The sequence below is a fragment of the Caballeronia grimmiae genome (genome assembly GCF_022879615.1).
Taxonomy (GTDB): Bacteria; Pseudomonadota; Gammaproteobacteria; order Burkholderiales; family Burkholderiaceae; genus Caballeronia; species Caballeronia grimmiae.
On sequence record NZ_CP084271.1, the window covers coordinates 629,257 to 645,467 of the forward strand.

Genomic DNA, 16,211 nt, shown 5'->3' on the forward strand with positions numbered 1-16,211 from the left:
GTCGCGAGCTTCGGCCAGCTTCGTCGGGCGCGGGCGTCGTGTCCTGCATTCTTCGTGGCCAAAAAAGCGCCGCGTGTCCTTCCGGCCGCGTGCACTTTCCACGGCCGAATGATTCGATATTACGTGCTGCCTTGCTCCGTGTCTGCACGCGACGCAGCCCTCGATGCGGCGAGACGCTCGCGCGGCTGGTCAGCATCGGCATCCGCGTCCGCATCTGCATCTGCATCCGCATCGCTCGCGGCGATGGCCGTGTGCGCGAGCCGCGCCCGCACGAAGCCGATGTGTTCCCGCAGCACATAGAACTGATCGGCGAACGCGAGCGGCATCTTCATCCGGTTGACCGCCGATTCGATCGCGTCGATGCGGTCGAGCAGGGCGTCGCGCTGCGCGGTGTCGGGACCGCTGATCGCTTCCCGTTCGATTGCAATCAGCGCGCCATACCAGCGATAGATGCGCGATTTGACGCGCCACCGGTAGAGACCCGGCACGAGCCGCAGCGCCGGAATCAGCACGACGATCAGCGGCACCAGCACGACCAGCACGCGATCCGCGAGGCTCGCGACCCAGAACGGCAGCGTGCGATACAGGAAACTCTTGCCCGACTTGTAATAACGCTCGGCGTTGTCGCTGATGCGGAATTCGTGGACGAGCGGCGCGGGAAACTCGTTCGCCCGGTGCAGCAAGCCCGCGCGGCTGTGGACCTCGCGTGCGGCCTCGATCAGCAGGTCCGACAGCGCGGGATGCAGACTGTCGCGCGCAACCAGCTCGGCGGTCGGCGCGACCATGTGGACCGGATGCGGCGGCAGGTTCGCCGCGAGATCGAACGCGCCCATCGGCAATTCGATTTCGGTCAAGTACGGGAAGCGGCGCGCGTAGGCATCGGCCTGGGAGAAATCCATGAAGCGGATGCCGGACGTGCGCAGGAGCTTGGCCATCGTCGGCGGCTGGGCGGAATCGCCAGTCAAAAAGACGGCGTCGATCTGGCCGTCTTCGAGCGCCTTGGCGGCCGTGTCGCCGGCGAGCGGCAGCAGCGGCGTATCGCCGCCCGGCTGAATGCCGTTCGCCTTCAGCAGCGTCAGCGCGAGCAGCCGCGTGCCGCTGCCCTCCGCGCCGATCGCGAGGCGCTTGCCTTTCAGTTCCGATAATCGCGATACCGGCGCACCGCGATAAAACACCGCGAGCGGCACATACGACACGCTGCCGAGCGATTCGAGATCGTCGTGCGTGGCGCCCGGCTTCGTCATGCCGCCCTGCACGAAAGCCACGTCGATGCCGGAATTCGGATCGGAGAGCCGCGTGAGATTGTCGAACGAGCCTTGGGTTTCGATCACGTTGAGCGTGACGCGGTTGCGCGCGAGGATCGCCTTGTACTTCTGCGCACTGTTCCAGAACGAACTGCCCTTGGGACCGGCGGCGATGGTCAGCGCGCTCGGCGGCGCGGGCTGGATCAGGCGCACGGCGAAATACAGCGCGACGATGCTCACGAGGACGATCGGGCCGAAAGTCATCGCCAGGTCGCGCCAGGAGATCGCGACGAAGCGCGCAACGATCTTCGGTTGCGGTCTGCGGCGGGAACTGGAAGTGGCGTCGGACGCTGCGGGTTGCTTGTGCGCGTCGGGCTGGGTCATATCGGTGCTTCGAGTCAATTTGTGCCGAGAGCTTACCCGAACGAGCGACGCGGGCGTTTCGTGCATCGCGGGTCAGCCGAATGTGACACGCGTATGGACGCGCCGGGCCCTTTGTCCATCCTCGTTGCGTGCGGCCGCTGCCAGCGGGCGCCGCGTCGTTAAAAGCTTTGCGCTAACGGCCGCGCTGGGCTAAATTGACGTTCGCCGCCGTACGATAAGAATCATTCGTCCGAAACCCGATAGTTGGGCTGTCAGGACACGCGCCGCATCGCTGGCGCAGACGCGCATCGAGCATGCGCCGTGCGGCTGGACATTCATAGACGAGCCGAGGGCCATCGAGCCCGACCGATCGGCCGAATTCGTTTCTTCGCCAGCCTCTCGCAGCACCGCATCACAGCATCGCGGCTTCTTCGCCGTGCAATCGTCAGCCAATCGGCATCGACGATTCGCGCGGCCACGATCGCCCGATGCCGTCGCCTCTTCCCGGGCGATGCGATCCGGTTTGATGTGCAAACGAGCGAAGTAGCAACTGTGCGAAGTCAACAAGCGAAACAAAAGGAGAAACCATGAAAGTTGTCGATCTGTTGAAGGCTCTGGGCGTCGTGGTCTGTGTGGCGGTGGCGTCGAGCGCCTATGCCCAGTCGAGCGATGCGGCGGCCACCACGAGCACCGAAGCCAGCGCACCGACCAAGGCGCAAAAATCCGCGACCAAGAAGACCGACCGCTCGCTCGGCTATGCCGTGCGCCGCGCGTTGTCGAAAGCGCAAGGCTTCGACGTGTCGAATGTGTACGTCCGTGCGCGCGGCGGTGCGGTCACGCTGACGGGCACGGTGCCGGAAGGCGCGCAGATCGCGCAGGCGGAAGAAGTCGCGAAGGGCGTGTCGGGCGTGACGTCGGTGTCGAACAAGCTCTCGCTGAGCGCGCAGAACGGCGGGAAATAAGCGGCGTATTCCGGCGGGCAGCCGCCGGGAAATGTCGAGCGGGCTCCGGTTTTTCGCCGGGGCCCGTTTTCGTTTGCGCTTGCGGTTTCGTTATCGTTCGATGGATGCCGCCGCTCAGTGCGCGACCGCGGATGCCGCCTCGGCCGCCGATGCCGCGACCGGAGTGGCCGTCGCCGCTGCCTGCGCCTGGCGCTTGGTCTCGGCGGCGGCATCCGATGCCTGAATCGCCGTGGCCGCCGCCGCGGGCGCCTGCACGACGATCGGCGTCGGCGTGAGCTCGGGCGAAGTCAGCACCAGCGACGGCGCGAGCGGCTTGCTCTCGACTTCGTCGGCTGCGACGGGCGAACTGCGCGGCACCGTCTTGAGATAGTGGCCCATCAGGTTGAAGAAACGGTCGTAGAACTTGCCCGCCGGCACCGTTTCGCTCGAAATCTTGACCATTGCGTCGCTATTGGAGCGGATCGGCAGCGAAAGCGAGCCGAGCACGCTCAGGCCGACACTCGCCGATGTGTCGCTTTTCTTGAGCGCGTAGCCGTCCTGCACGGCGTTCACGTAGGCAATGCTCTGGTTCGCGGTGTTCTCGCCGGGCGTGCAGACCACGTGAAAGGACACCACGGCGTGCGTGTCGGCGTTCGGCTGGAAATTCTTGGTCGCGTCGACGGTATCGGGCTGCGCCATCGTCGTGAGGAAGCCTTGCGACAGCAGCGCGCGGCGGGCGGCTTCGCAGGTTTCCTTCACGGTGGCGTCAAAGTTATGCGCATAGGGACTCACGCCGGAACTGAACAACTCCTGCTGATAGCTCGGGGTGGTGGCGGCGCGACCGCCGCAGGCGGCGAGGGCGAGAAGAGCGACGGAGACAACGGCGAGGCGTAACGACGAGATAGGCATGGGCGGCGGCAAAAACGAAATGTGTGACAACGCAGACACAAATTGTAGTGCCGTCGGACTGTCCGATGAAAAAGCGGAATCCGAAATCGTTGTGAAATCCGTGGCTTACAGTGAGGTGACTGGCGCGATCCCGTCCTGGACGGGCGTTTGGGCGACGTTGCAGAAAGCGAAAAAGCCCGGCGCGGGTACCGGGCTTCGCTGGCGGCAACGGCCTGTCGATATTACGGGCGATCGTAGATGCCCGCGTTGATGCCAGCCGCACGGCCCGATGCCGACGCGCCTTCCGCCGCACCGCCAAAGGACGATTCCGCGACGCCTTGCTGCGCGTTCACGCGGGCCTGCGCAGCCTGAATGTTGGCGGGGTAGGTCGTGTGGTCGCTTGCCGGGTTGTAGCCTGCGCGCTCGAGCTGGACCAGCTGCGCCCGGACTTCGGCGCGGGTGATGGGGCTGTTGCTCTGCGCTTGAGCCAGCGCCGGGACAGCCAAAGCAGAAGCGATGACTGGAACGATCGACTTGAACATGCTGACTCTCCGTATTCCGATTCGCGGGAACGTTGCAGTCGGGAGGGTGTCTCTCCACTGCTTCGTCGTTGAGAGGCAGTGTAGGCCGGTTGCGTCTCAGTACAAACCCTGATGCGACGAAATCAGTTTTGTCGGATTGACATTAATCGTGTCAATCGGAAGCCGTAGTTCGATTGAAATCGCCTTTGCGCGCACCTCCGCCGCGCCCCTTCGGGATTTCCCGCGTCCCGCCTCCTTGAAATTGTCAAATGCGGTCCATATAATTAGCACTCACTGCACGAGAGTGCTAACAAGATTTCCGTCCGAAGGGTTCTTCCCCAAAGACGGGTTTTCCCGCGTTTTCAGTCTCAATCTAGAGAGGAGTGTGTATGAACCTTCGTCCTTTGCACGATCGCGTCATCGTCAAGCGTCTGGACCAGGAAACCAAGACCGCATCGGGCATCGTGATCCCGGAAGCAGCGGCAGAGAAGCCGGACCAAGGCGAGATCCTGGCCGTCGGCCCGGGCAAGCGCGATGACCAGGGCACGCAGAACGCCCTCGACGTGAAGGTGGGCGACCGCGTGCTCTTCGGCAAATACGCCGGCCAGACCGTCAAGGTCGACGGGCAGGAACTGCTCGTCATGCGCGAAGAAGACATCATGGCCGTTCTGGTCAGCAAGTAAGCATCCTTCCTGTTAGCCGGGCTTCGCGCCGACAGGGCGGCGGGGCCGGCACACTGAATCGAATCAAGGAGTCTGGATATGGCAGCTAAAGAAGTTATTTTTGGCGATTCCGCACGCGCCAAGATGGTCGAAGGCGTGAACATCCTGGCCAACGCGGTCAAGGTCACGCTGGGCCCGAAGGGCCGCAATGTCGTGCTCGAGCGTTCGTTCGGCGGCCCCACGGTCACCAAGGACGGTGTCTCGGTCGCGAAGGAAATCGAGCTGAAGGACAAGCTCCAGAACATGGGCGCGCAAATGGTCAAGGAAGTCGCTTCCAAGACCAGCGACAACGCCGGCGACGGCACCACGACCGCTACGGTCCTGGCGCAATCCATCGTTCGCGAAGGCATGAAGTACGTCGCATCGGGCATGAACCCGATGGACCTGAAGCGCGGTATCGACAAGGCGGTTGCTGCTGCAATCGAAGAACTGCGCAAGATCAGCAAGCCCTGCACGACGAACAAGGAAATCGCGCAAGTCGGCTCGATCTCGGCAAACAGCGACACGTCGATCGGCGAGCGTATCGCTGAAGCGATGGACAAGGTCGGCAAGGAAGGCGTGATCACCGTCGAAGACGGCAAGTCGCTGCAAGACGAGCTGGACGTCGTCGAAGGCATGCAGTTCGACCGCGGCTACCTGTCGCCGTACTTCATCAACAACCCGGACAAGCAAGTCGCCGTTCTGGAAAACCCGTTCGTGCTGCTGCACGACAAGAAGGTTTCCAACATCCGCGATCTGCTGCCGGTGCTGGAACAAGTCGCGAAGGCTGGCCGTCCGCTGCTGATCATCGCTGAAGACGTCGAAGGCGAAGCGCTCGCAACGCTGGTCGTCAACAACATCCGCGGCATCCTGAAGACCGTCGCCGTCAAGGCTCCGGGCTTCGGCGACCGTCGCAAGGCCATGCTGGAAGACATCGCGATCCTGACCGGCGGTCAGGTCATCGCTGAAGAAACCGGCCTGACGCTGGAAAAGGCGACGCTGCAAGAGCTGGGTCAAGCGAAGCGCATCGAAGTGGGTAAGGAAAACACCACGATCATCGACGGCGCTGGCGAAGCAGCGAACATCGAAGCTCGCGTGAAGCAAGTGCGCAAGCAGATCGAAGAAGCGACCTCGGACTACGACCGTGAAAAGCTGCAAGAGCGCGTGGCCAAGCTGGCCGGCGGCGTTGCGGTGATCAAGGTCGGTGCTGCGACCGAAGTCGAAATGAAGGAAAAGAAGGCACGTGTCGAAGACGCACTGCACGCAACGCGCGCAGCTGTGGAAGAAGGCATCGTGGCGGGCGGCGGTGTTGCGCTGATCCGTGCTCGCCGTGCAATCGACGGCCTGAAGGGTGCGAACCCCGACCAGGACGCAGGTATCAAGATCGTCCTGCGTGCGATGGAAGAGCCGCTGCGCCAGATCGTCACGAACGGCGGCGAAGAAGCATCCGTCGTGGTGGCGGCTGTTGCTCAGGGTTCGGGCAACTACGGCTACAACGCGGCAACCGGCGAGTACGGTGACCTGGTGGAAGCCGGTGTCGTCGACCCGACCAAGGTGACGCGCACGGCGCTGCAAAACGCGGCATCGGTGGCAGGCCTGCTGCTGACGACCGACGCAGCCGTCGCCGAACTGCCGAAGGAAGATGCACCGATGCCTGGCGGCATGCCCGGCGGCATGGGCGGCATGGGCATGGACATGTAAGCTGGCTTCGGCCGGTGATGTCCGCGCGGGCTTCGTTTCTCCGGAAGCGAAGTCTGCGCAGCCAAAGAAAAAACCCGCAGCGATGCGGGTTTTTTTTTCGCCTGTCGAAAGCGCGGCCCTACTTATTCATCTGCTCACGCAGATTCTGCGCCGCCGCTTTGTAGTCGTAAGTCGGATAAAACTCGGTCGTATATCCGCCCCACGCGGTCGTTTCGATCGCGCGATTCACTTCGCGCAATCTCTCTGCCGGTACGCGCAGCGTCACCACCTGACCGATGCCCATCATCACGTACCACGACACCACTTCGATTCCCGGAGGCGGAAACGTCTTGAAGAAGCCTTGCTCCTTCAACTGCTCGTTGATCTTCGGCAGCGGCTTCGACTGGTCGTGTTTGAGAAAAATGGTCAGCAGGAACGTGCCGTCGCCAACTGGCGTCGCGGGCGGCGGCGGCGGCGGCGCGGCGGTCTGCGCGTGCACGGGCAACGCGATATGAAGCAGCGAAGCGAACATCGTGATCTGAACGAGGCGTGCAATCCGTCGTGCCGGCTTGTGCATCGGGCATTCTCCTTTCGATTGAGCGAAAGCTGAACCGCGCTTAGCGGTGATGAAGCCGCAACCGTTCCATCAGATTCAGCGCATTGGGCTGGGCGTTGCCTTGCGCGGTGTTGTCGAAGATGCACCAGACTTCGGCGCTTTTCTTCGCGCGTGCCTGCAGCGTGTGCGCGAGATGGTCGAGATACGTGTAGTCGTAGGAAGACTTGTACAACTCGGGCGAGCCGTGCAAGCGCACATAAACGAGCGACGCATCCGCGCGATGCTTGATCTCGCAGTCATCGGGGATCGGATCGGCATCGACATAAGCGATGTGATGCGCTTTCAAGAGCGCCGCGGCATCGGCGGTGAACCATGTCGGATGCCGCGCCTCGCATGCGACCGGCAGTTTCGTCCGCTCGCGCAGCGCCTTGAAGAACGTGTCGGCCAGATCGTGCTCGAAGGGCAGGCTCGGCGGCAGTTGCGTGAGCCAGCAGCCGAGCTTGTCGCCGAGCTGGCTGGCGCCGAGCAGGAATTCGTCGATGAGCGCTTCCGTGTCGACGAGCCGCGCGTCGTGGGTGATCGCCTTCGGCAACTTTACCGAGAAACGGAACGATTCCGGCACGCTCTGCGCCCACTTTTCGTAGGTCTGCTCGCGATGCGGCTTATAGAAGCTGGAGTTGATCTCGACGCAAGTGAGCACGCGCCCGTAGCGTTCGATGTGCGAGCCTTCGCCGGGAAAACTCGTGGAGACCGCGCTCGTCAGTGACCAGCCCGCGCAGCCGATGCGGATCGCGCCTTGCGGGCCGGGCTTGTGCAGATGGGGCAATCGATACGGCATGCGTTCGCGAAGCCTCCCTTATGTGGTCTCCGGCTACCTCGATTCACTGCTTTCTCTTCAGTGCCGCGCTTCTCCCGGCAGCCCGGCCGATTCGTCGGGCAGCGCCGAAGTCTCGCTTTCGTCGTCGGCGTCGTTGGAACGCGCCCAGAAAAAGCGATCCGGCAGATAAGCGCCCATCCCCGGACGAAACGCGGCGCGCGCCGCCTGAAATACATACTCTTGCGCCTCGCGGGCGGCTTCGGCAGGCTCCTGACCGTTGGCAAGCAGCGCCGCGACGGCTGCGCCGAGCGTATCGGTCAGCCCCATCACGCGGTTCAGCCCGCGATCCCACAAGTCTTGCCGCACCTGGCCTTCCTCGCTATAGAGCGTGTTGACATGCCGATGCGTGCCCGTTTCCATCGCCAGAACATATTCGCAGCCTTGCGACAGAATATGGGAGATCGCGGAATCGAGCGTCGGGGCTTCGGCGTCGCTGTCGGGCTGCGCGAGCTGCAAAATCGTGGCGTGATCGGCGATCAGCATGGTCGTTTGCGGCACGAGCAGATCGGCAAGCGATTCGCGCAACTCGTCGGCGGACAGCACGTGTTCGTCGTCGAGCGTGAAGTCGGGCGCGAGGATCAGCGGGACGTCGTCGTAATCGGATACCACCTCGGCAATCGCCGATACGACTTCAGCCCGCGTCGCCGCGCCGATCTTGAACGCGGCGACCGGCATGTCCTCGAGCAACATGCGCGCCTGGGTGGCGACGGTATCGGGATCAAGGCCGGTCACTTCGTCGCAGCTCGCGGAGTCGCGCACGGCATAGCCGGTGAGGACAGTGGCGCCGTGGCAGCCCATGCTCGCGAGCGTCAGCATGTCGGCCTGTATGCCTGAGCCGCCCGTAGGGTCCGAAAGGCCGAAAGTCAGAACGATCGGTGGCGAGTCGCCGGTCATGGCAAAAGCGGACATGGTGGATTGGGCACGTGTGAGACGATCGGGTCGGGGAAATGCGCTGTCATTGTGCGCGTCACCCCGTGAGTCTCGATTATGCGGCCTATTGACGCCCGCCTGTCGCCCGGAACGATGCATTTTCCGCCGGGCGACGCGTGGCCGTCCCGCTATCCGGGAGAACGGGGAAGGGCGGGCGCCTCGCTAGGCAGCCACCCGGCAACACGGTACCATCATGTCCTAATTTCAATCGATCAATCGACGCGGCATAAGTATGGAATACAGAAGCTGGATGTGCCTGATTTGCGGCTGGATCTACGATGAAGAGGCGGGATTGCCGGAAGAGGGCATCGCGCCGGGCACCCGCTGGGAAGACGTTCCAATCAACTGGACCTGTCCCGAATGCGGAGCCCGCAAGGAAGATTTCGAGATGGTCCAAATCTGATCCGCATATTTACCCGCGCCGCATGGCTTACGTCATGCGGCGCGTGTTTTTTGCGGCCTGCGTTTCCGTGCGTAAGCCGTTGGGCCGTGGCCGGCTCCGCTGGCTCGGCTGATTAGCCGTTTCCCGCGGCTGCTCGCGCAGCTGCGGGTAAAGGCATACGCTTCCAGAGGTCGGGATGCGGCGACGGTGCCGCAGGCCCGTCGATGATGCAGTTTCACCGCGCGCCGGCGCATTCGCCGGGCACGCGGTCTGGCTTGTGAGCGCCCGTTATGACCTCTCGTCCCGATCTACCCGTTCCGATCGAAGCCCTGCCGAATCCGCGCGGCGGCTCTGTGCGACTCGCCGAAATCGCGATCGCGGATGCGCTGCACGCGTTCCAGCGGCAGGGCGAGACGGCGCCCGCCCTGAAGCGCGCGATCGCGGCGCTGAACGCCGCCGGATGGCTGCCTGCGCAGCGTTTCGCCGAAGCGCTCGCGCTCGTGGCGCCGATCGGAGATGAATCCGAGCCGACACGCCAGCGCATTGCGGACGCGCTGCTCGCCTTCGGCATGGCGGTCGATCGGCACAATCTGCGCGAGCTGGCGTGCTCGACGGAGCTTTTCCATCACTATCGCGGATTGCACGCGCTGCTTGCCGCGCACACGCGCATTGCGCCGGTTTCCGACGACGACCTCGCGCTCGCGGGCCGCGCGATCGCCCCGGCCACGCTGCGAGGCGTCGCATCGGAACGGCTCACGCGTGTGCGGGCGCATTACGAGCACACGTTGCTGGCGCTGCTGCGCGCGCCCGCCGACCAGCCGCGAGGCGACACCGACGAGACCTTCGCGCGTCTCGACGCCTGCCTCGCGGACCTGGCCGGCCCCGATCCGTATGATTTCTGGCGGCTCGCGTCGTCCACGGTGCGCGCGCTGCGCTCGCGCGGGGGCATTTCCGGACACGCCGACGCCAAGCGCCTGTACGCGCGGTTCAATCTCGTGCTGGCGGATCAGGCGCATGCGTCGTCGTACGCGCCGCGTTCGCTCGTGCGGGCGACGCTCGCATTGCTGTGGCGCGACTTCGCGCTGTACGGCGCGACGCCGGAAGACGCCGAACACGTCGATGTCCTGCGCGACTACGGCCTGGCGGTGGCGTGGCACGTCGCGGCGACGCCGGCTTCCGAGGCGGCATGGGAGCAGGGCGCGGCGCAGGCGAGTGAAGAAAGCACGCGCGATGCGCCCACGCGCGACCTCGGCGTGCTGCGCGTCAACGCGGCGGCCTACGAGGACTTTCTGCAAAGCGCGGAAGCGGCGATCGAAGGGTTGGTCGAACGCGGCTCAAAGGCAAGCGAAACCGGCGCCGTCGATGCGTCTTCCGCGCTGCACGCGGCGGATGCCGCGCATCGGCTGGGCGCGGCGGCGTGCGCGCTCGGGCTCGGCCACGTCGCGCTGCTGGCGGATACGCTCGGGCTCGCGTGGCGGCGCATTGCGCATCAGGGCGACGGCGGGGCCGCCCACGGCGATGCGAGCGCGCTCGACGCCGCCATCCCCGAACGCGCCGCCCAGACGCTGCGCTCGATGCTGCATCAGGCTGCTGCGGGCATTGCGCCGTCGGAGGGCCGCGCGTCGATCGTTGCGCTCACCGCGATGATCGAGCGGCCCGCGGCCATCGTCCGCTAGACGTCGTCGTCCTCGATGCCCGGGCTTATCGCGCGTTTGCCCGGACCGCGCACGACGTCATAGCGCAACAGCGTGCGCTTGCGCGCGGCATCGTGATCGACGATCGGCGGCGGATACTCCACGCCGGGCGCGACCTTCGCCGCCTTCAGCGTGTCGGGCTTAGCGAGCCACGGCGCGTGGATGTCGCGATCCGGCAGGCCCGCGAGTTCCGGCAGGTAATGCCGAATGAACTTGCCCGCCGCGTCGAATTTTCGTGACTGCGTGATCGGGTTGAAGATACGGAAGTACGGCTGCGCGTCGCATCCGCTCGACGCGGCCCACTGCCATCCGCCATTGTTCGACGACAGCTCGAAATCGTTGAGGTGCGCTTCGAAATACGCCTCGCCGCGCCGCCAGTCGATACCGAGATCCTTCGAGAGAAAGCTCGCCGTCACCATGCGCAGCCGGTTGTGCATGTAACCCGACGTGTTGAGCTGGCGCATCGCGGCGTCCACCAGCGGATAGCCGGTCTGACCCGCGCACCACGCGGCGAAATGCGCGTCGGCGGCATCGCCCGTTTCCCATTCGATGCGATCATATTCCGGCTTGAACGCGCGATGATCGCCCGGCACGCCGACGCGCGGAAAGTGATGCAGCACGCCGAAGTAGAAGTCCCGCCAGATCAGCTCGGAAAGCCACGTCGCCGCGCCCCGGTCGCCGTGGCGCTGCGCGTCGTGCGCCACGCGGGCGAGGGCGCGGATCGACACCGTGCCGTGGCGCAAATGCACGCCAAGATAGCTCGGACCTTTCTGCGCCGGGAAATCGCGGGCGTGGTCGTAGTCGGTCATGCGGTCGCGGAAGTCGTCGAAGAGTTGGTACGCGCCGCTCGTGCCGGGCGGAAAAGCAGGGGCGTGAGCGTCCGGGAAACCGAGTTCGGCGAGCGAGGGAATGCCCGTGTCGGCCTTGGCCGGCGGTTTCGTCAACGCATGCAGATGATCCTCGGACGCATACGGCGCGAGCGCATCGGGCGTCAGCGTTTCCAGCCATTTGCGCTTGTACGGCGTAAAGACGGTGTAGGGCTTGCCCGCGCCGGTCAGCACGTCGTCGTGATCGAAGATCGTCTGATCCTTGAAACTGAAGAACGCGACGCCCGCGCTCCCGAGCGTCCGGGCGATGGCATCGTCGCGGGCCTTCGCGGACGGCTCGTAGTCGCGGTTCGCGAAAACCGCGTTCGCGCCGCATTCGCGTGCGAGCGCCGGGATGTCTTGAACCGGCACGCCGTGACGCACGATGAGCGCGCCACCCGCGTCGCGCAGCGTTCGATCCAGCTCGACGATGCTTGCATGAATGAACGCCACGCGACGGTCGTTTCGAGCCAGCGGATCGAGGATTTCCCGGGCGAAAACGAAGGCGCACAGCACCCGGCGGCACCGTGTAAGCGCGTGATAGAGTGCAACATTGTCCGTCGCGCGAAGGTCCCGCCTGAACCACATCAGACCCAGATCAAAGTCGGCCATCCGCCAGCGCCTTTGTTAAAATCCTGAATTATGTCCAAGACTTCCGATCGCATCAATTTGACGAACCAGTTCCTGATCGCCATGCCGTCCATGGCCGATCCGACGTTTTCGGGAACGGTGGTCTACCTTTGCGATCACACCGATCGCGGTGCGCTGGGTCTCGTCATCAACAGGCCGACCGACATCGACCTTCAATCGCTTTTCAATCGCATCGACCTCAAGCTGGAAATCGAACCGCTCGTTCACTTGCCCGTCTATTTCGGCGGCCCGGTGCAGACCGAGCGCGGCTTCGTGCTGCACGAAGAGGGCCAGGGCGAGCCGTATAGCTCGTCGATGAGCGTGCCCGGCGGCCTCGCCATGACCACGTCGAAAGACGTGCTCGAAGCGGTCGCGAGCGGCAAGGGCCCCGAGCGCTTTCTGCTGACGCTCGGCCATGCCGGCTGGGGCGCGGGCCAGCTCGAGGAAGAAATCTCGAAGAACGGCTGGCTGACGGTCGAAGCCGATCCGCGCATCATCTTCGAAGTGCCTGCCGAAGACCGGCTCGAAGCGGCGCTGTCGCTGCTCGGCGTGTCGCGCTCGATGCTCTCGGGCGAAGCAGGGCACGCATGAGCCGCGAAGCCACGCTGCTGGCCTTCGACTATGGCGAGAAACGCATCGGTGTCGCCGTCGGCAATACGCTGACGCGCGACGCACGCGCGCTCGCCGTGGTGGAGAATCGCGACCGCGACTATCGCTTTCAGCAAGTGCGCAAGCTGCTCGACGAGTGGAAGCCCGATACGGTCGTCGTCGGCATGCCGATGCATCCCGACGGCACGCCGCACGAAATGAGCGCGCTGGCGAAGCGCTTCGGCAATCAGGTGAACGGCCGTTTCAACGTGCCGGTGCAATGGGTCGATGAACGCTATTCGTCGGTCGACGCCAAAGCCGGTCTGCGCGAGCGCGGCGTGCGCACGAACGCGCGCGGCCGCTTCGACGGCATCGACGCCGAAGCCGCCCGCGTCATCCTTCAACAATATCTCGACGGACTTCCCGACGATCATGAGTTCCATTGACGCCGAGGCGTTTTATCGCACGCTCGTCGAACAGATCCGCGCGGCCTATGGCGCGTCGCTCGCGGCCGAAGACGGCGCGGTGCTCGCGGGTGTCTACAGCGGCGGCGCGTGGCTGGCCGAGCGGCTCGCGAAAGACCTGAACGCGCCGCACTACGGCGTGGTGAACGTGGCGCTGCATCGCGACGACTACGCGAAGAAGGGCCTGCATAGCCAGGCGAGCCCGACCTCGCTGCCGTTCGATGTCAACGGCCGGCGCATCGTGCTGGTCGACGACGTGCTGTCCACGGGCCGCACCGTGCGCGCGGCCATCAACGAGCTTTACGATTACGGCCGCCCGGCGTCGATCGATCTGGCCGTGCTCGCCGATCGCGGCGGGCGCGAAATGCCGGTCGCGGCGCGCTTCACCGGCGGCAGCGTCGACGTTCCCGCAGGCGAAGATCTCGTGCTCGCGCGCCAGAACGGCGACACGTTCGCTTTCACAACTGAACCCCGCGCGCAGTAACGCGTGCTCTGCGCGGGTTGCACGGCGGCCCGCGTTCGCAAGCCTCCATCTTCGAAAGAAATACCTGGGATCACCATGAACACCGCCACCCAGAGCGCAGCCGAGACTGGCGCGCAGCATTCCGACAAGGCCAGCGACAAGTTCCGCTACGGCTTTCTGAAAGGCAATCCGCAACTCACGAAGAACGGTGAGTTGAAGCACCTGTTGACCATCGAAGGCTTGCCGCGCTCGATCGTCACGCACATCCTCGATACCGCCGAGCAGTTCGTCAGCGTGACCGATCGCGAAGTGAAGAAGGTGCCGCTGCTGCGCGGCAAATCGGTGTTCAACCTCTTCTTCGAGAACTCGACGCGCACGCGCACCACTTTCGAAATCGCCGCGAAACGGCTGTCGGCGGACGTGCTGAATCTGAACATCAACGCGTCGTCGACGAGCAAGGGCGAATCGCTGCTCGATACGATCAACAACCTCTCCGCGATGCACGCCGACATGTTTGTCGTGCGCCACGCGTCGAGCGGTGCGCCGTATCTGATCGCCGAGCATTGCGCGCCGCACGTGCACGTGATCAATGCGGGCGATGGCCGTCACGCGCATCCGACGCAGGGTCTGCTCGACATGTACACGATCCGCCATTACAAGCGCGACTTCACGAAGCTGCGCGTGGCGATCGTCGGCGACATCCTGCATTCGCGCGTCGCGCGCTCGGACATCCACGCGCTGACCACGCTCGGCGTGCCGGAAGTGCGCGCGATCGGTCCGCGCACGCTGCTGCCGGGCAATCTCGACCAGATGGGCGTGCACGTCTATCACAACCTCGACGAAGGGCTGAAGGGCGTCGACGTGATCATCATGCTGCGCCTGCAGAACGAGCGCATGAGCGGCGCGCTCTTGCCGTCCGCGCAGGAGTATTTCAAGAGCTGGGGCCTGACGCCCGAGCGGCTCGCGCTCGCTGCGCCCGATGCGATCGTCATGCATCCGGGGCCGATGAATCGCGGCGTGGAAATCGATTCGCAAGTGGCCGACGGCCCGCAGTCGGTGATTCTGAATCAGGTGACGTTTGGCATCGCCGTGCGCATGGCGGTGATGGGCATCGTGGCCGGCAACAGCGATTAACGAAAACGACATGAAGATCCAGATTCAAGGCGGCACGATCATCGATCCGGCTGCGGGCACGGAAGCGCGCAAGGACGTATTCATTGCGGCGGGCAGGATCGTCGCGATCGGCGACGCGCCCGCCGATTTCAACGCGGCGAAGATCATCGACGCGACGGGCTTGTACGTCGCGCCGGGTTTTGTCGATTTGTCGGCGCGGCTGCGGGAGCCGGGCTTCGAGCACAAGGCGACGCTCGAATCGGAAATGGCCGCGGCGATGGCCGGCGGCGTCACGAGCCTCGTTTGCCCGCCGGACACCGATCCCACGCTCGACGAGCCGGGCCTCGTCGAAATGCTCAAGTTCCGCGCGCAGAAGCTGCATCAGGCGCATGTGTATCCGCTGGGCGCGCTGACCGTCGGGCTGAAGGGCGAGAGCATCACCGAGATGGTCGAACTGACCGAAGCGGGCTGCATTGGCTTCTCGCAGGCGGACAACCCGATCGTCGATACGCGCACGCTCCTGCGCGCGCTGCAATACGCGACGACGTATGGCTACACCGTGTGGCTGCGTCCGCAAGACGCGTACATGGCGCGCGGCGGCGTCGCGGCGAGCGGCGCGCTGGCGTCGCGGCTCGGCCTGTCGGGCGTGCCGGTGTCGGCGGAAACCATCGCGCTGCATACCATCTTCGAACTGATGCGCGTGACCGGTGCGCGCGTGCATCTGTCGCATCTGTCGTCGGCGGCGGGCGTGGCGCTCGTGCGCGCGGCGAAGGCCGAAGGGCTCGCCGTTTCGTGCGACGTGACGATCAACCACGTGCATTTGACCGACCTCGACATCGGCTATTTCGATTCGCAATTCCGCCTTGATCCGCCGCTGCGCCAGCAACGCGACCGCGAAGCGATCCGCTCGGGCCTCCAGGACGGCACGATCGACGCGATCTGCTCCGACCACACGCCGCTCGACGACGACGAAAAGCTCCTGCCGTTCGCCGAAGCGACTCCCGGCGCGACGGGCCTCGAACTGCTGCTTTCGCTGACGGTGAAGTGGGCGCGCGAGGCGAACGTGCCGCTCGCGAAGGCGCTCGCCCGCATCACGGCCGCTCCCGCCGATGTGCTCAAACTGCCGGCCGGACGCATCGCGACGGGCGCGCTCGCGGACGTCTGCGTGTTCGATGCCGATGCGTCGTGGCGCGTCGATCCGTCCAAGCTCCGGAGCCAGGGCCGCAATTCGCCGTTCCTCGGTTACGAACTGCCGGCTCGCGTGCGCGCGACGATCGTCGGCGGACATCTCGCCTTCGAAACTCGCTGAA

Annotated in this window: 17 protein-coding genes; 10 read left to right on the top strand and 7 right to left on the bottom strand. The window is 64.7% G+C overall.

Annotation, left to right across the window (positions count from 1 at the left end):
• Window positions 1-119: 119 nt before the first annotated feature.
• Complete coding sequence (locus LDZ21_RS03075; protein ID WP_244794175.1) at window positions 120-1,628, bottom strand: TAXI family TRAP transporter solute-binding subunit; 1,509 nt, start codon at window positions 1,626-1,628, stop codon at window positions 120-122.
• Window positions 1,629-2,194: 566 nt separating this feature from the next.
• Between LDZ21_RS03075 and LDZ21_RS03080 the strand changes: the two genes are divergently transcribed.
• Entirely contained in the window at window positions 2,195-2,569 is a 375-nt protein-coding gene (locus LDZ21_RS03080) for a BON domain-containing protein (protein WP_035967924.1), read from the top strand.
• Window positions 2,570-2,683: 114 nt separating this feature from the next.
• Here LDZ21_RS03080 and LDZ21_RS03085 read toward each other — a convergent pair whose 3' ends face one another.
• Both LDZ21_RS03085 and LDZ21_RS03090 read right to left on the bottom strand, forming a co-directional pair.
• Window positions 2,684-3,457, bottom strand: a complete 774-nt coding sequence (locus LDZ21_RS03085; RefSeq protein WP_244794176.1) for a DUF2242 domain-containing protein — start codon at window positions 3,455-3,457, stop codon at window positions 2,684-2,686.
• A gap of 221 nt (window positions 3,458-3,678) precedes the next feature.
• The gene (locus tag LDZ21_RS03090) at window positions 3,679-3,978 is read right to left on the bottom strand and encodes a DUF4148 domain-containing protein (protein ID WP_244794177.1); all 300 of its coding nucleotides are present in this window, start codon (window positions 3,976-3,978) and stop codon (window positions 3,679-3,681) included.
• A 368-nt stretch (window positions 3,979-4,346) separates the two neighbouring features.
• Between LDZ21_RS03090 and LDZ21_RS03095 the strand changes: the two genes are divergently transcribed.
• Together LDZ21_RS03095 and groL are read left to right on the top strand one after the other, a co-directional pair.
• Window positions 4,347-4,640, top strand: a complete 294-nt coding sequence (locus LDZ21_RS03095) for a co-chaperone GroES (protein ID WP_244794178.1) — start codon at window positions 4,347-4,349, stop codon at window positions 4,638-4,640.
• A 78-nt stretch (window positions 4,641-4,718) separates the two neighbouring features.
• Window positions 4,719-6,359, top strand: a complete 1,641-nt coding sequence (gene groL, locus LDZ21_RS03100; protein ID WP_035959804.1) for a chaperonin GroEL — start codon at window positions 4,719-4,721, stop codon at window positions 6,357-6,359.
• Window positions 6,360-6,477: 118 nt separating this feature from the next.
• Here groL and LDZ21_RS03105 read toward each other — a convergent pair whose 3' ends face one another.
• From LDZ21_RS03105 to LDZ21_RS03115, 3 genes are all read right to left on the bottom strand, one after another.
• Window positions 6,478-6,870 carry a hypothetical protein gene (locus tag LDZ21_RS03105; RefSeq protein ID WP_404980567.1) on the bottom strand — a complete coding sequence of 131 codons (393 nt, stop codon included), beginning with the start codon at window positions 6,868-6,870 and terminating at the stop codon, window positions 6,478-6,480.
• An 85-nt stretch (window positions 6,871-6,955) separates the two neighbouring features.
• The gene (locus tag LDZ21_RS03110; protein ID WP_244794180.1) at window positions 6,956-7,732 is read right to left on the bottom strand and encodes a DUF72 domain-containing protein; all 777 of its coding nucleotides are present in this window, start codon (window positions 7,730-7,732) and stop codon (window positions 6,956-6,958) included.
• Between the two features lie 57 nt (window positions 7,733-7,789).
• A complete protein-coding gene (locus LDZ21_RS03115; RefSeq protein WP_244794749.1) occupies window positions 7,790-8,665 on the bottom strand; it encodes a hydroxymethylpyrimidine/phosphomethylpyrimidine kinase in 876 nt (291 codons plus the stop codon).
• A 268-nt stretch (window positions 8,666-8,933) separates the two neighbouring features.
• Here LDZ21_RS03115 and LDZ21_RS03120 point away from each other — a divergent pair, with 268 nt between their 5' ends.
• Both LDZ21_RS03120 and LDZ21_RS03125 read left to right on the top strand, forming a co-directional pair.
• Window positions 8,934-9,104 (top strand): rubredoxin, encoded by a 171-nt coding sequence (locus LDZ21_RS03120; RefSeq protein ID WP_025527884.1) that lies wholly within the window; start codon window positions 8,934-8,936, stop codon window positions 9,102-9,104.
• A gap of 269 nt (window positions 9,105-9,373) precedes the next feature.
• Window positions 9,374-10,759, top strand: coding sequence for a hypothetical protein (locus tag LDZ21_RS03125; RefSeq protein WP_244794181.1), 1,386 nt, complete (start codon window positions 9,374-9,376; stop codon window positions 10,757-10,759).
• Here LDZ21_RS03125 and LDZ21_RS03130 read toward each other — a convergent pair.
• The gene (locus tag LDZ21_RS03130) at window positions 10,756-12,255 is read right to left on the bottom strand and encodes a cryptochrome/photolyase family protein (protein ID WP_244794182.1); all 1,500 of its coding nucleotides are present in this window, start codon (window positions 12,253-12,255) and stop codon (window positions 10,756-10,758) included. The two genes, LDZ21_RS03125 and LDZ21_RS03130, sit on opposite strands and share 4 nt — an antisense overlap.
• Before the next feature lie 30 nt (window positions 12,256-12,285).
• On the opposite strand from LDZ21_RS03130, the gene LDZ21_RS03135 reads away from it, so the two are divergent.
• From LDZ21_RS03135 to LDZ21_RS03155, 5 genes are all read left to right on the top strand, one after another.
• Window positions 12,286-12,864 carry a YqgE/AlgH family protein gene (locus LDZ21_RS03135; protein WP_035959797.1) on the top strand — a complete coding sequence of 193 codons (579 nt, stop codon included), beginning with the start codon at window positions 12,286-12,288 and terminating at the stop codon, window positions 12,862-12,864.
• Entirely contained in the window at window positions 12,861-13,307 is a 447-nt protein-coding gene (gene ruvX / locus LDZ21_RS03140) for a Holliday junction resolvase RuvX (RefSeq protein ID WP_244794183.1), read from the top strand. Before LDZ21_RS03135 ends, ruvX begins: the two co-directional genes overlap by 4 nt.
• On the top strand, window positions 13,294-13,809 hold the full coding sequence (gene pyrR, locus LDZ21_RS03145) for a bifunctional pyr operon transcriptional regulator/uracil phosphoribosyltransferase PyrR (RefSeq protein ID WP_244794184.1): 516 nt from the start codon (window positions 13,294-13,296) through the stop codon (window positions 13,807-13,809). The genes ruvX and pyrR overlap by 14 nt, the downstream gene beginning before the upstream one ends.
• Window positions 13,810-13,884: 75 nt before the next feature.
• Window positions 13,885-14,922, top strand: coding sequence for an aspartate carbamoyltransferase catalytic subunit (locus tag LDZ21_RS03150; RefSeq protein WP_035959793.1), 1,038 nt, complete (start codon window positions 13,885-13,887; stop codon window positions 14,920-14,922).
• Window positions 14,923-14,932: 10 nt separating this feature from the next.
• Window positions 14,933-16,210, top strand: coding sequence for a dihydroorotase (locus LDZ21_RS03155; RefSeq protein WP_244794185.1), 1,278 nt, complete (start codon window positions 14,933-14,935; stop codon window positions 16,208-16,210).
• The last annotated feature ends 1 nt before the right edge of the window (window position 16,211 follow it).